Annotated in this window: 11 protein-coding genes; 9 read left to right on the top strand and 2 right to left on the bottom strand. The window is 39.1% G+C overall.

Annotated elements, in window-relative coordinates:
- Positions 1–3: 3 nt before the first annotated feature.
- Genes rfaD through gmhA form a run of 3 tightly spaced genes read left to right on the top strand, consistent with a single transcriptional unit; the run spans position 4 to position 2,955 of the window.
- Positions 4–996 (top strand): ADP-glyceromanno-heptose 6-epimerase, encoded by a 993-nt coding sequence (gene rfaD / locus H7N69_RS04135; RefSeq protein ID WP_187884893.1) that lies wholly within the window; start codon positions 4–6, stop codon positions 994–996.
- Positions 993–2,384 carry a D-glycero-beta-D-manno-heptose-7-phosphate kinase gene (rfaE1, locus tag H7N69_RS04130; RefSeq protein WP_187884892.1) on the top strand — a complete coding sequence of 464 codons (1,392 nt, stop codon included), beginning with the start codon at positions 993–995 and terminating at the stop codon, positions 2,382–2,384. Before rfaD ends, rfaE1 begins: the two co-directional genes overlap by 4 nt.
- Entirely contained in the window at positions 2,377–2,955 is a 579-nt protein-coding gene (gmhA, locus tag H7N69_RS04125) for a D-sedoheptulose 7-phosphate isomerase (RefSeq protein WP_187884891.1), read from the top strand. Before rfaE1 ends, gmhA begins: the two co-directional genes overlap by 8 nt.
- A 23-nt stretch (positions 2,956–2,978) precedes the next feature.
- On the opposite strand, the gene H7N69_RS04120 is transcribed toward gmhA, so the two are convergent.
- Entirely contained in the window at positions 2,979–3,956 is a 978-nt protein-coding gene (locus tag H7N69_RS04120) for a GMP reductase (protein ID WP_187884890.1), read from the bottom strand.
- Positions 3,957–4,158: 202 nt separating this feature from the next.
- On the opposite strand from H7N69_RS04120, the gene H7N69_RS04115 reads away from it, so the two are divergent.
- Positions 4,159–5,760: an ABC-F family ATP-binding cassette domain-containing protein gene (locus H7N69_RS04115; RefSeq protein WP_187884889.1), complete on the top strand. Its 1,602-nt coding sequence runs from the start codon at positions 4,159–4,161 to the stop codon at positions 5,758–5,760.
- On the top strand, positions 5,757–6,707 hold the full coding sequence (locus tag H7N69_RS04110; RefSeq protein WP_187884888.1) for a COG2958 family protein: 951 nt from the start codon (positions 5,757–5,759) through the stop codon (positions 6,705–6,707). Before H7N69_RS04115 ends, H7N69_RS04110 begins: the two co-directional genes overlap by 4 nt.
- A gap of 230 nt (positions 6,708–6,937) precedes the next feature.
- On the opposite strand, the gene H7N69_RS04105 is transcribed toward H7N69_RS04110, so the two are convergent.
- Complete coding sequence (locus tag H7N69_RS04105) at positions 6,938–7,621, bottom strand: phosphatase PAP2 family protein (RefSeq protein WP_187884887.1); 684 nt, start codon at positions 7,619–7,621, stop codon at positions 6,938–6,940.
- Positions 7,622–7,638: 17 nt separating this feature from the next.
- Between H7N69_RS04105 and H7N69_RS07890 the strand changes: the two genes are divergently transcribed.
- From H7N69_RS07890 to H7N69_RS04090, 4 genes are all read left to right on the top strand, one after another.
- Entirely contained in the window at positions 7,639–7,824 is a 186-nt protein-coding gene (locus tag H7N69_RS07890; protein WP_232260195.1) for a type I restriction endonuclease, read from the top strand.
- Positions 7,802–9,385 carry a type I restriction-modification system subunit M gene (locus H7N69_RS04100; RefSeq protein WP_187884886.1) on the top strand — a complete coding sequence of 528 codons (1,584 nt, stop codon included), beginning with the start codon at positions 7,802–7,804 and terminating at the stop codon, positions 9,383–9,385. The genes H7N69_RS07890 and H7N69_RS04100 overlap by 23 nt, the downstream gene beginning before the upstream one ends.
- Positions 9,378–10,661, top strand: a complete 1,284-nt coding sequence (locus H7N69_RS04095) for a restriction endonuclease subunit S (RefSeq protein ID WP_187884885.1) — start codon at positions 9,378–9,380, stop codon at positions 10,659–10,661. Before H7N69_RS04100 ends, H7N69_RS04095 begins: the two co-directional genes overlap by 8 nt.
- Positions 10,662–10,837: 176 nt before the next feature.
- On the top strand, positions 10,838–13,837 hold the full coding sequence (locus tag H7N69_RS04090) for an HsdR family type I site-specific deoxyribonuclease (RefSeq protein ID WP_187884884.1): 3,000 nt from the start codon (positions 10,838–10,840) through the stop codon (positions 13,835–13,837).
- Positions 13,838–13,872 lie beyond the last annotated feature (35 nt).

Genomic DNA, 13,872 nt, shown 5'->3' with positions numbered 1-13,872 from the left:
ATCATGCGTTATATTGATGATGGATTAGAAAATCAAACGATTTTAATCACCGGTGGGGCTGGTTTTGTGGGCAGTAATTTGGCCTTTTATTTTCAAGAGAACCACCCTAAAGCTAAAGTGGTAATTTTGGATAAATTCCGCAGTAACACGCTCTCTAGTAATAACCGCCCGAGTTCTTTAGGGCATTTTAAGAATTTGATCGGTTTTAAGGGTGAGGTGATCATCGCTGATATTAACAACCCCTTAGATTTAAGGCGTTTAGAAAAGTTGCATTTTGATTATTTGTTCCACCAAGCGGCTGTCTCTGATACGACCATGCTCAATCAAGAATTAGTGATGAAAACCAATTATCAGGCTTTTTTAAACCTTTTAGAAATCGCTCGATCAAAAAAAGCTAAAGTGATTTACGCTTCTTCAGCGGGCGTTTATGGCAACACCAAAGCCCCCAATGTGGTAGGATCAAATGAAAGCCCTGAAAATGTTTATGGCTTTTCCAAGCTTTGCATGGACGAATTTGTTCTCTCTCATTCAAGCGATAGCATTCAAGTGGGCTTAAGGTATTTCAATGTCTATGGGCCTAGGGAATTTTATAAAGAAAAAACCGCTTCCATGGTTTTGCAACTCGCTTTAAGTGCGATGGCGTTTAAGGAAGTCAAGCTTTTTGAATTTGGCGAGCAGTTAAGGGATTTTGTCTATATTGAAGATGTGATCCAAGCGAATGTGAAAGCGATGAAAGCTCAAAAAAGCAGGGTTTATAATGTGGGTTATTCGCAAGCCAGAAGCTATAATGAAATCGTTAGCATTTTAAAAGAGCATTTAGGGGATTTTAAAGTGAGCTATATTAAAAACCCTTATGCTTTTTTCCAAAAGCACACCCAAGCGCACATTGAACCCACTATTTTGGATTTAGATTACACCCCTTTATACGATTTAGAAAGCGGCATTAAAGATTATTTGCCCCATATCCATGCGATTTTTAAAGGACAGCACGCATGAAAAAAATCCTAGTCGTAGGCGATCTGATCGCTGATTATTATTTGTGGGGGAAGAGCGAACGCCTTTCGCCTGAAGCCCCTGTGCCTGTTTTAGAAGTCCAGAGGGAGAGCAAGAATTTAGGCGGAGCGGCCAATGTGGCTAATAACCTTATCTCTTTAAAAGCTAAAGTTTTTTTATGTGGGGTCGTGGGCGATGATTTAGAGGGCAAGCATTTCATTAGCGCTTTGAAAACAAGAGGGATTGACACTTCAGGTATTTTGATAGATAAAACCCGTTGCACCACGCTTAAGACGCGCATCATCGCGCAAAACCAGCAAATCGCGCGCGTGGATAAGGAAATCAAAGACCCCTTAAACGCTGATTTAAGAAAAAAACTTTTAGATTTTTTCACAGAAAAAATCCAAGAAATAGATGGCGTGATCCTTTCAGATTACAATAAGGGCGTGTTGGATTTTGAACTCACTCAAACAATGATCGCTCTAGCCAACCAACACCACAAGCTAATTTTATGCGACCCTAAAGGGAAAGATTATAGCAAATATTCTCATGCGAGTTTGATCACGCCTAATCGCGCGGAATTAGAGCATGCGCTCCATTTGAAGTTAGACAGCCATGCGAATTTATCAAAAGCGCTCCAAATCTTAAAAGAAACTTATCATATCGCCATGCCTTTAGTAACTTTGAGCGAACAAGGCATCGCTTTTTTAGAAAAAGGCGAGTTAGTCAATTGCCCCACTATCGCTAAAGAGGTTTATGATGTAACCGGGGCAGGCGATACGGTGATAGCGTCTTTAACGCTCTCTTTATTAGAATCGATGAGCCTAAAAGAAGCTTGCGAGTTTGCCAATGCGGCTGCGGCAGTGGTGGTGGGTAAAATGGGGAGCGCGTTAGCGAGTTTGGAAGAAATCGCTTTGATTTTGAACCAAACGCACCCTAAAATCCTCCCTTTAGAAAAGCTGTTAGAAACTTTAGAACACAACCAGCAAAAAATCGTTTTCACCAATGGCTGTTTTGATCTCCTCCATAAAGGGCATGCGAGTTATTTGCAAAAGGCTAAAGCTTTAGGGGATATTCTCATTGTGGGGTTAAATAGCGACGCTTCCATCAAAAGGCTTAAGGGGGATAAACGCCCCATAGTGAGCGAAAAAGACAGAGCGTTTCTTTTAGCGAGTTTGTCTTGCGTGGATTATGTTGTGGTGTTTGAAGAAGACACGCCAATTAAATTAATTCAAGCCCTAAAGCCTGATATTTTAGTCAAGGGAGCGGACTATCTCAATAAAGAAGTCATAGGGAGCGAGTTTGCTAAAGAAACCCATTTGATGGAGTTTGGAGAAGGTTATTCCACAAGCGCTATCATAGAAAAAATTAAAAGGACATGCAATGATTAATGATTTGATTCAAAAAGAATTTTTAGCCCATAAGGAAGCGTTAGAAAAAAGCTTAGAAAGTTTGCAAGAAGCGTTAATCCAAAGCGTTCATCTTTTGATAGAAACTTTAGAAAATCAAGGGAAAATCCTTATTTGCGGTAACGGGGGGAGCGCGAGCGACGCGCAGCATTTTGCCGCTGAATTGACCGGGCGCTATAAACTAGAAAGGAAAGGCTTGAGTGCGATAAGTTTAAGCACGGATACCTCAGCCCTCACCGCCATTGCGAACGATTATGGTTATGAAGAAGTGTTTGCTAGACAAGTGGAAGCGCTAGGGAATAAAGAAGATACTTTAATAGGGATTTCTACAAGCGGTAATTCCAAAAATGTCCTGAAAGCTTATGAAAAAGCCAAAGGTTTAGGGATGAAAACGCTTAGCTTAGCAGGGCGTGATGGGGGGAAAATGAAGCCTTTAAGCGATATAGCGTTGATCGTCCCTAGCGATGATACCCCACGAATCCAAGAAATGCACATTCTTATGATCCATATTTTATGCGATTGCATTGAAAGGCATTTCGCTCGTAAAAATTAGCTTTATTGTTTCATTGATCTTTTTTAGATTGTGTCCCCATTGAAAATTGAATTTTTCACAATCACGTAATCCACTTTTCGGATCGCTTCAAGGTCTCTCCCGCCTGCATAGGAGATTGAAGATTGCAAATCTTGATGCATTTCAATCAGCGTGTCTTTTAACGATCCTTTATGTTGGATCCAAATTTTCTTACCTTCAACATTTTTCTTTTCACCTTTTTGAAACTCCGATGCCGAACCGAAATATTCTTTATATGCGATACCATTTTCTATTTTTGTTTCTCCAGATGATTCTTCATGCCCTGCAAAAAGCGAGCCAATCATCACCATTGTCGCGCCAAAGCGTATGGATTTTGCAATATCCCCATGCGTGCGAATACCGCCATCTGCAATAATCGGCTTTCTTGCTGCTTTAGCGCACCACCTAAGAGCCGCTAGTTGCCAGCCACCCGTGCCAAAGCCTGTTTTGATTTTAGTGATACACACTTTTCCAGGCCCGATGCCGACTTTTGTAGCGTCAGCACCGGCGTTCTCTAATTCACGAACCGCTTCTGGCGTGCCTATGTTCCCGGCAATCACAAAAGTTTCGGGCAAACGCACTTTGATGCGTTGGATCATTTCAATGACAGAATTTGAATGGCCATGCGCAATATCGATCGTGATGTAGTCTGGCGCTAATCCTTGCTTGGCTAACTCTTCTACAAAAAGACATTCTTCTTTTTTCACCCCAACGCTGATCGAACTAATTAATTGGCGTTCTTTCATCTTTTTGACAAACGGGATTCTTGCCGCTCCATTAAAGCGGTGCATGATATAGAAATAGCCATTTTCTGCCAGAAATTCTGCGATCGATTCGTTGATGATTGTTTGCATGTTGGCTGGGACTATGGGCATTTTAAACGCATGTTTGCCTAGAATAACGGTCGTATCGCACTCTGAACGGCTATTCACGATGCATTTATTAGGAATGAGTTGGACATCTTCGTAATCAAATACTTTCAATGACATGATCCTTTTTTTGCTTTAAAACATTATTTTTACCTTAAATTGAATAAAAAATCAAGAGGAAATGATATAGGCTCGATCAAATTTTGGGCGTCAAAGGCCTTATGAATAACCATAATGAGCAAGGGTTACAATATTGCAAAGAAAACGCTACAATAAACTTTCTATAATCTAATCCCAAAAATAAGGAGATCATAAGATGCTGCAAACCATCAACTTAACGCAACGCTATGCGACTAAAAAATTGTTTGAAAACGTGAATATCAAGCTGGATAAAAACAAACGCTACGGGCTGATTGGGGCTAATGGTGCAGGGAAGTCCACTTTTTTAAAGATTTTAAGCAAGAGCATTGATTGCAGCAGTGGGGAAGTCATCATCACAAGCGGCATGAAAATGGGGGTTTTAGGGCAGGATCAATACGCTTTTGAAGATTTGAGCCTTAAAGATGCGGTTTTGATAGGCAATAAGCGTTTGTATGACGCTATCAAAGAAAAAGAGCGCTTATACACCGAAGGCGATTTGAGCGATGATAAAGTGAATGCCAGATTAGGGGAGTTAGAAACCATTTGCGTGGAAGAAGATCCCATGTATGAATGCGAAGTGGCGATTGAAAAAATCCTAGAAGATTTAGGCATTCCTAGCTCTAAACACAACGATTTGATGAAAACCTTGCCAAGCAGCGATAAATTTAAAATCCTTCTCGCTCAAGTCTTGTTCCCTAAACCGGATATTTTGCTGTTAGATGAGCCTACGAACAACCTGGATTTAAACGCCATTGAGTGGCTAGAAAACAACCTCAAACGCCATGAAGGCACGATGGTAGTCATTAGCCATGACAGGCATTTTTTAAATGCGGTATGCACGCATATTTTGGATTTGGATTTTCACAGCGTGCGCGAATTTAGCGGGAATTATGACGATTGGTATATCGCTTCCACTCTGATCGCTAAACAGCAAGAGGCCGAACGCAATAAAAAACTCAAAGAAAAAGAAGAGCTGGAAAAATTTATCGCGCGTTTTAGCGCTAACGCTTCTAAAGCCAGGCAAGCCACCAGCCGCCAAAAACAACTGGATAAATTAGACATTCAAAGTTTAGCAATATCCAGCAGGAGAGACCCTAGCATTATTTTTAAACCCAAACGCACCATTGGGAATGAAGCCTTAGAATGCGAAAACGTCTCTAAAAGTTATGACGGGCAAATGGTTTTAAATCAAGTGAGCTTGAAAGTGATGCCTAAAGATAAAATCGCTCTTATAGGGCCAAATGGCGTGGGTAAATCCACGCTTTGTAAAATTTTAGTAGAAGAGTTAAAGCCGGATAAGGGCGTGGTGAAATGGGGAGCGACGGTTTCAAAAGGGTATTTTCCTCAAAACGTGAGCGAAGAAATTAGCGGGGAAGAGACCTTGTATCAATGGCTCTTTAATTTCAATAAAAAGATTGAAAGCGCAGAGGTGAGAAACGCTTTAGGGAGGATGCTTTTTAATGGCGAAGAGCAAGAAAAGTGCGTGAACGCTTTGAGTGGGGGCGAAAAGCATAGAATGGTTTTATCCAAGCTCATGCTAGAGGGGGGGAATTTTTTAGTCTTAGATGAGCCAACCAACCATTTGGATTTAGAAGCGATTATCGCTTTAGGCGAAGCGCTCTTTAAATTTGATGGGGCAGTGATTTGCATAAGCCATGACAGAGAGCTCATTGATGCGTATGCTAATAGGATTATTGAATTAGTCCCAAGCCCTAAAGGCGCTTCAATCATTGATTTTAAAGGCAGTTATGAAGAGTATTTAGCGAGTAAAAAATGAAACCGCAAGACATTGAAATCGTTCAAAGCGTTTTAGAAATTACAGGGCCTATTAAGGTTACTGAGATTTATGATAAAGCCAAAGAGCTTTTTGAAAAAGGCGAGATTACAAACATGTTTGATTATGGGGGTAAAACTCCAGATAGAAGCGTTAGTGCCTTTATTTATACAGCTTTAAACAAAGGCGAAGAGTTGCCTTTTTTGAAAGCGCAAGAAAAGCCGGTTTTAATCGCTTTAAAAGACGCGGCTAAAGAGCCGGTTTTAAACATTGAAAAAATAAGCGCTCCAAACGCTAAAATCGCGCATAATAAAATCATGCATGAAAGGGATTTGCACCCCTTTTTAACTTACATGGCTATTCATAATGAAAATTTGAAATGCTACACGAAAACCATTTTTCATGAAGAGAGTTCAAAATCGCCAAAAGGCATGGACAGGTGGCTTTATCCGGACATGGTGGGGGTTAGGTTTTTGCATGCTGAATTGTCTAATGAAAATTTAATCGCTTTTTCTAAGAAATTTGACACTTTACCCGTTAAGTTGGTGAGCTTTGAATTGAAAAAAGAAATCAGCGTGAATAATTGCAGGGAGTGTTATTTTCAAGCGATTTCTAACAGCTCTAATGAGGGGTATTTAGTGGGTCGTCATATTGATACGCACAATCCCCAACTCATGGATTTATTGAAGCGTTTGCATGCGAGTTTTGGGATTGGCGTGATTGATTTAAGAACTGATGAGAATAAAAGCGCTATTTTATTGAACGCTAAATACAAAGAAAAAATTGATTACACCGTGGCTTCAGAGCTTAGTGCGAAAAATGAAAAATTCAACGGTTTTTTAAAGAGCGTTGTGGATTATGACCCAAATTACCCACAACGCTATAAAGATGAATTTGATGAGGTTAAAAAGAAAGAGGAGTTATACCCTAACCCATCGCTTTCTTTTTAAAAAATGAGGTTTTAAAAAACGCTTTAAGCGTTTTTATAAAAAATAGCAAAGAGCTTGATTTTAATCAAGCGATAGCTTATTGAAAAAGCGGTCTTGGGGGTTAGGGGGTTTCTTAAGGGGGTTAAGGGGGTATTATCGCAAAATACCCCCTATCCCCTTAAGAGAATGAGTTTTATCAAAAAATAGAATTCTAAAAATTTTAGTTGTCAGTGTTTGGTTAAATAAAGCCTTTATTGATCATAAGGGCGTTTCAAAAACCCCAAATAAAGCGCTAAAGAGCAGCACGACCAAGCAATCCCTAACAAAAACCCTCCTAAAACATCGCTAGGGTAATGCACCCCTAAATAAACCCTATCATACGCCATTAAAAAAATCCAAAAAAGTAAAACCACAGCAATAATCGTTTTAATGCGAGCATTTGCGTTAGAATAGCATAACAACAACGCCAAAGAGCCGTAAAAAAGCGCTGAAGCTAAAGCATGCCCGCTAGGGAAACTAAAGCCATGCGCGAAAACCAATTCGCCATTGGTTACAGGCCGTGGGCGCGCCACTAAAAGCTTAAGGGATTTTAAGGTGAATTCACCTAATAAGATGCTAAAGAAAAACCACACCCCCAAAGCGATGCGTTTTTGAAACCCAAACCACAAGCCAATGAGTAAGGCTATAGGGGTGGTGAGCTTGCTTTGCGCAAACCAAGTGCTAAAAAACACGAAAGAAAGCCACGCACTTTTTTGAATGGGGGCAGGGTTGCGGATCAAATCTATAAAAAACAAATCCAATTGTTGCACCCACTCTTTTTGAAAAGCCACCCCGCTTATCACAATGCCAAACAAAATAAAAAAGACCACCCCCACTATTCCAAGTGCCTTAGCCGCTTTTTTCTCTCTCACGCTGATTGTTCTGTCAAATACCATTCAAACCCCTTTTAAAAATGACTTTTAAAAATGGGATTATAGCTTATTTACCCCACAAATACAGAGCAAACGCAAGGAATAAAAAAATAATATTCTTTGATATAATGAAGCCTTTAAAGGGTGTGCGCCCAACGCCAAACAAAACCGCCAATCAAAAAACACAAAAAAGGGGCTTATATCATGGAAAACAACCCAAACAATAACCAAGCGTCATTAGAGCGCAACGAATTGCACAATACCATTTGGAAAGTGGCTAATGAATTGAGAGGCTCAGTGGATGGTTGGGATTTTAAGCAATATGTTTTAGGCATTCTTTTTTACCGCTACATTTCAGAGAACATGGCTCATTATATCAATAAAGAAGAGCGAAAGCGTGATCCGAGTTTTGATTACGCTTTATTAAGCGATGAAGAGGCCGAGAGTGCAAAAGAAGGCCTGATTGAAGAAAAAGGCTTTTTCATCCCGCCAAGCGCTTTATTTTGTAATGTGCTAAAAAACGCGCCCCATAACGAGGATCTCAATGTAACCTTACAAAATATTTTTAACGAAATAGAAAAATCCAGCCTTGGCACTCCATCAGAAGAAAACGTCAAAGGCTTGTTTGCGGATTTAGACGTCAATAGCAACAAATTAGGGAGCTCTCATTCAAAAAGGGTGGAAAAATTGACTAAAATCCTTCAAACCATAGGGGGCATGCAATTAGGCGACTACCAACAAAGCGGGATCGATGTTTTTGGCGACGCTTATGAATATTTAATGGCCATGTATGCAAGCAATGCCGGCAAAAGCGGAGGGGAATTTTTCACCCCCCAAGAAGTGAGCGAACTGCTCGCTAAAATCGCCCTGCACAACCAAGAGAGCGTCAATAAAGTTTATGACCCATGCTGTGGGAGCGGGAGCTTACTCTTGCAATTTTCTAAAGTGCTAGGCGATAAAAATGTTTCAAAAGGGTATTTTGGGCAAGAAATCAATTTGACCACTTACAACCTTTGCCGTATCAACATGTTTTTGCATGACATCAATTATTCTAAATTCCACATAGCGCTAGGGGACACGCTTTTAGACCCAAAACATGAAGACGATGAGCCTTTTGATGCGATCGTTTCCAACCCTCCCTATTCCACTAAATGGATAGGCGATAACAACCCCATTTTAATCAACGATGAGCGCTTTAGCCCGGCCGGTGTGTTAGCGCCCAAAGACAAGGCCGATCTCGCTTTCACCATGCACATGCTTTCTTATTTATCCAATAGCGGCACTTGCGCGATCGTGGAATTTCCCGGGGTGCTTTATAGGGGGAATGCTGAAGCAAAAATCAGAGAATATTTAATCAGAGAGAATTTCATTGACTGCGTGATCGCTTTACCAGAGAACCTCTTTTTTGGAACGAATATCGCTACTTGTATTTTAGTGCTTAAGAAAAACAAACCAGACGACACCACGCTTTTTATTGATGCGAGTAAGGAATTTGTCAAAGAGGGCAAGAAAAACAAGCTCAAAGAACACAACCGAGAAAAGATTTTGCAAACCTATATTGAAAGGAAAGTAATCAAACATTTTTCCGCCCTAGCCAATATAGAGAAAATCCAAGAAAACGATTACAACCTCTCCGTCAACCGCTACGTGGAGCAAGAAGACACGAAAGAAGCCATTGACATTAAGGCGCTTAATGGTGAGATTTCTCAAATCGTAGAAAAACAAAGTGCTTTAAGAAACAGCCTTGAATTTATCATCAAAGAGTTAGAAGGGGAGCAAAATGCATAAAATAGAGCGCTTACTCCAAACCTTAGCGCCTAAGGGGGTGGAGTTTAGGAAATTGGGGGAGGTGTGTGAAATAATTAGAGGTAAAAGGGTTACAAAAAAAGAAATATTAGATAAAGGAAAATATCCCGTTGTATCTGGTGGAATAGGATTTATGGGATATTTAAATGAATATAACAGAGAGGAAAATACAATCACTATAGCTCAATATGGAACTGCCGGATTTGTCAATTGGCAAAATCAAAAGTTTTGGGCAAATGATGTTTGTTTTTCTGTCATTCCAAAAGAAACCCTAATCAATAGATACCTTTATTATGTATTGACAAACATGCAAAATTATTTATATTCTATTTCAAATAGAAGCGCTATACCTTATAGTATTTCTAGTAATAATATTATGCAAATAACAATCCCCATCCCACCCCTAGAAATCCAACAAGAGATCGTTAAGATTTTGGACGCTTTCACAGAATTAAACACAGAATTAAACACAGAATTAAACACAGAATTAAAAGCGCGAAAAAAGCAATACCAGTATTACCAAAACATGCTTTTAGACTTTAAGGACATCAATCAAAACCACAAAGACGCAAAAATGAGCGCAAAAACCTACCCTAAACGCTTAAAAACCTTACTCCAAACCTTAGCGCCTAAGGGGGTGGAGTTTAAAACGCTTGAAGAGGTTTTTGAAATTAAAAATGGTTACACCCCATCAAAAAACAATCCTGAATTTTGGGAAAAAGGGACTATCCCTTGGTTTAGAATGGAGGACATTAGAGAAAATGGGAGGATTTTAAAAGACTCTATCCAACACATTACCCCAAAGGCTTTAAAGGGTAAGAAATTATTCCCTAAAAATTCTATTATTATTTCTACAACAGCAACCATAGGCGAACATGCCCTTTTAATCGTTGATTCGTTAGCGAATCAACAATTCACTTTTTTAAGCAAAAAAGCGAATTGTGATATTGCTTTAGACATGAAATTCTTTTTTTATCAATGTTTTCTTTTGGGGGAATGGTGCAAAAAAAATACTAATGTTTCAGGTTTTGCTTCTGTGGATATGACTGCTTTTAAAAAATATAAGTTCCCCATCCCGCCCCTAGAAATCCAACAAGAGATCGTTAAGATTTTGGATCAATTTTCACTTTTAACCACCGATTTATTAGCCGGTATCCCAGCTGAAATAGAAGCGAGAAAAAAGCAATACGAATATTACAGAGAAAAACTACTGACCTTCAAACCACTAACCCCCCATAAAGAAGTTGAAAAATGCTAAAAGCATTTTTTAATACTAAATAGCAAAGAGCTTGCGTAAGCAAGTGATAGTCTCTTGAAAAAAAGCGGTCTTGGGGGGTTAGGGGGATTTTAAGGGGGTTAAGGGGGGTGTTATCGCAAAATACCCCCCTATCCCCTTAAAAAAATGAGTTTGAAATATTTTTTAAAAGGAATAACATGCATTACGAAACGATCGCAGAAAGCAATGAAAGCACGGTAGTAGCGGAATTTCATAGCGATAATGAAAGGAAAAGCGCTTATGAGAGCGAGGCAGAGCTAGAAAGGGCGTTTATTAAGCTTTTAGAAAAACAAGGTTATGAATTTAAAGAAATCCACAAAGAACAAGAATTAAAAGACAATTTAAAAGAGCAGTTAGAAAAGCTTAATAATCATCATTTCACGCCTAAGGAATGGGAGATTCTTTATTCTCAATTCATCGCTAATAAAAACGATGATTATAAGGCTAAAACGAGAAAAATCCAAGAAGATCCGATTTTTAACCTAACACTTGAGGATGGGAAAACCAAAAACATTAAAATCATTGATAAGAAAAATATCCATAAAAACGCCTTGCAAGTGATCCACCAATACAGCGCTAAAGGGAAGTATGAGAACCGCTATGATGTGAGTATCCTTGTGAATGGCTTGCCTTTGGTGCATGTGGAATTGAAAAAAAGAGGCGTGGCGATTAGAGAGGCGTTCAATCAAATCAAGCGCTATAAAAGGGATAGTTTTAGCGCTGAAGACGGGCTTTTTGATTTCGTGCAGATTTTTGTTATCAGTAACGGCACGAGCTCTAAATACTATTCAAACACCACAAGAATAGCCCAGCTGGAAAAAAACAATAAAGCCGATACTTTTGAATTCACGAATTATTGGGCGGATAGCAAGAATAACAATATTGAAGATTTAATGGATTTCGCCCAGTCGTTTTTTGCAAAGCGCAGCCTTTTGAATGTTTTAACGCGCTATTGCGTTTTCACTAGCGAAGAGGTTTTATTGGTGATGCGGCCTTATCAAATCGTGGCGGCCGAAAGGATTTTAGAAAGAATCAAAGCCGCGCATGATAGTAAAACTTATAAGAAAAGCCAAAGCGCAGGCTATATCTGGCACACGACAGGGAGCGGTAAAACCTTAACGAGCTTTAAAAGCGCGGCTTTAGCTAAAGAATTAGAAGGCGTTTCAAAGGTTTTGTTTGTGGTGGATAGGAAGGATTTGGACTATCAAACCATGAAAGAATACGATAAATTCCAAAAAGATTTCGCCAATTCCAACACAAGCACTAAGATTTTAAAAGAACAGCTTGAAGATTCTAACGCTAAAATCATTATCACCACGATCCAAAAATTAGACAAATTCGTTAAATCCCACCTTAAAGGGCATGCGATTTTTAATGAAGAGGTGGTGGTAATTTTTGATGAATGCCATAGGAGTCAGCTAGGCTCAATGCATCAAGCCATCACTAAAGCGTTTAAAAAAACCCACCTTTTTGGCTTTACTGGCACGCCCATTTTTGCAGCTAATTGCGATAAAAGCAACCCTTTAGGCACGACAGAGCAGAAATTTGGGGATTGCCTCCACCAATACACCATTATTGATGCGATCAGGGATAAAAATGTTTTGCCCTTTAGAGTGGAATACCACAACACCATTAAAGCTAAAGAGGGCATTATAGATAATAAGGTCAGAGCGGTTGATGAAAAAAACGCCCTTTTGGATACTAGGAGGATCAAAGAAATTACTAAATGCATTGTAGAGCGTTTCAATCAAGCCACTAAAAATAAAAAATTCAATTCCATTCTGGCATGCTCTAATATAGAAGCGCTGAAAAAATACTACTTGGCTTTTAAAGAAGAAAAACACGACCTTAAAATCGCTATCATTTTCAGTTATAGCGCTAATGAAGAAATTGAAACGCTAGAAGATGAAAACAATGAAAGCGCTAGCGGGCTAGACAAAAGCTCAAGGGATTTTTTAGAGGGCGCGATTGCGGATTATAACGGGATGTTTAAAACTTCTTTTGACACTTCGGATCAAAAATTCCAAAGCTATTATAAGGATCTTTCTCAAAAAATGAAAAATCGTGAAATCGATCTTTTACTGGTGGTGAATATGTTTTTGACCGGGTTTGACGCTACAAGACTCAACACCCTTTGGGTGGATAAAAACCTCAAATACCATGGGCTAATCCAGGCTTTTTCACGCGCAAACCGCATTCTAGATAGCGTTAAAACGCATGGGAATATCGTGTGTTTCAGGGATTTAGAGCAGGATTTGAATGATGCGCTCATGCTTTTTGGCAATAAGGAAGCTCAATCTATTGCGCTATTAAGAAAATATGAAGATTATTTGAAAGGCTACACGGATAACAATAAAGAATACGAGGGCTATGAGGGTTTGATTGAAAGGCTTTTAAGCGAATTTCCCTTAAAAGAGCCAATCATTTCAGAAAGCCAAAAGAAGGATTTCATTAAGCTTTTTGGCAAGATTTTGAAATTAGAAAATATTTTAAACAGCTTTGAAAATTTTAACAAAGACGATTGCATCAACCCCAGGGATTTTCAAGATTATCAAAGCAAATACCTTGATTTTTACGATGAAATGAGGTCAGAAAAAGGGAAGGATAAAGAAGAGATTAACGACGATTTGATTTTTGAAATTGAACTCATTAAGCAAGTGGAAGTCAATATTGACTATATTTTAAACTTGATTGAAAAGTTCGCTAAAGAGCATGGGGTGGAAATTCAAGGCGTTAAAACCCAAATAGAGCCAATCATCAATTCCAGCATAGAATTAAGGAATAAAAGAGATTTGATCATGGGTTTCATTGACAAATACAACAAAGACCAGGAAGTCCATGCGCATTTTCAAAACTATATCCACCAAAAAAGAGAAGAGGAATTCCAAAATATCATAAAAGAAAACCGCTTGAATGAAGAAAAAGCCTATTCGTTCATGCAGCATGCCTTTAGTGGGGGTGAAATTAATTTCAGCGGGACAAAATTCCCTGAAATCATTGAAGAAAAACCCTCCATGTTTAGCCAAAATTCGCGCTATCAAGAGGTGAAAGAAAAAGTCGCTGCAAGCCTTTCTCGTTTTTTCCACCGCTTTTGTGATCTCACTAGCGCTATATTTAAGAAAAATGGGGTCAAAAAAGATGAGGTTAATGAAAAATAGTTCATGAACGCTTTTGTATTAAAACTCAAAAAAAG

It is taken from the genome of Helicobacter pylori (genome assembly GCF_014497725.1).
GTDB classification, from domain to species: Bacteria; Campylobacterota; Campylobacteria; order Campylobacterales; family Helicobacteraceae; genus Helicobacter; species Helicobacter pylori_DE.
This window is presented reverse-complemented; position numbering and strand designations above follow the sequence as displayed.

What these genes read in the sequence shown, in the direction of transcription:
- gmhA (WP_187884891.1), top strand. Translation starts at nt 2,377, where the DNA reads ATGATTAATGATTTGATTCAAAAAGAATTTTTAGCCCATAAGGAAGCG.
- H7N69_RS07890 (WP_232260195.1), top strand. Translation starts at nt 7,639, where the DNA reads ATGACTTTTAAAAATGGGATTATAGCTTATTTACCCCACAAATACAGA.
- rfaD (WP_187884893.1), top strand. Translation starts at nt 4, where the DNA reads ATGCGTTATATTGATGATGGATTAGAAAATCAAACGATTTTAATCACC.
- rfaE1 (WP_187884892.1), top strand. Translation starts at nt 993, where the DNA reads ATGAAAAAAATCCTAGTCGTAGGCGATCTGATCGCTGATTATTATTTG.
- H7N69_RS04100 (WP_187884886.1), top strand. Translation starts at nt 7,802, where the DNA reads ATGGAAAACAACCCAAACAATAACCAAGCGTCATTAGAGCGCAACGAA.
- H7N69_RS04090 (WP_187884884.1), top strand. Translation starts at nt 10,838, where the DNA reads ATGCATTACGAAACGATCGCAGAAAGCAATGAAAGCACGGTAGTAGCG.
- H7N69_RS04110 (WP_187884888.1), top strand. Translation starts at nt 5,757, where the DNA reads ATGAAACCGCAAGACATTGAAATCGTTCAAAGCGTTTTAGAAATTACA.
- H7N69_RS04115 (WP_187884889.1), top strand. Translation starts at nt 4,159, where the DNA reads ATGCTGCAAACCATCAACTTAACGCAACGCTATGCGACTAAAAAATTG.
- H7N69_RS04095 (WP_187884885.1), top strand. Translation starts at nt 9,378, where the DNA reads ATGCATAAAATAGAGCGCTTACTCCAAACCTTAGCGCCTAAGGGGGTG.
- H7N69_RS04105 (WP_187884887.1), bottom strand. Translation starts at nt 7,621, where the DNA reads ATGGTATTTGACAGAACAATCAGCGTGAGAGAGAAAAAAGCGGCTAAG.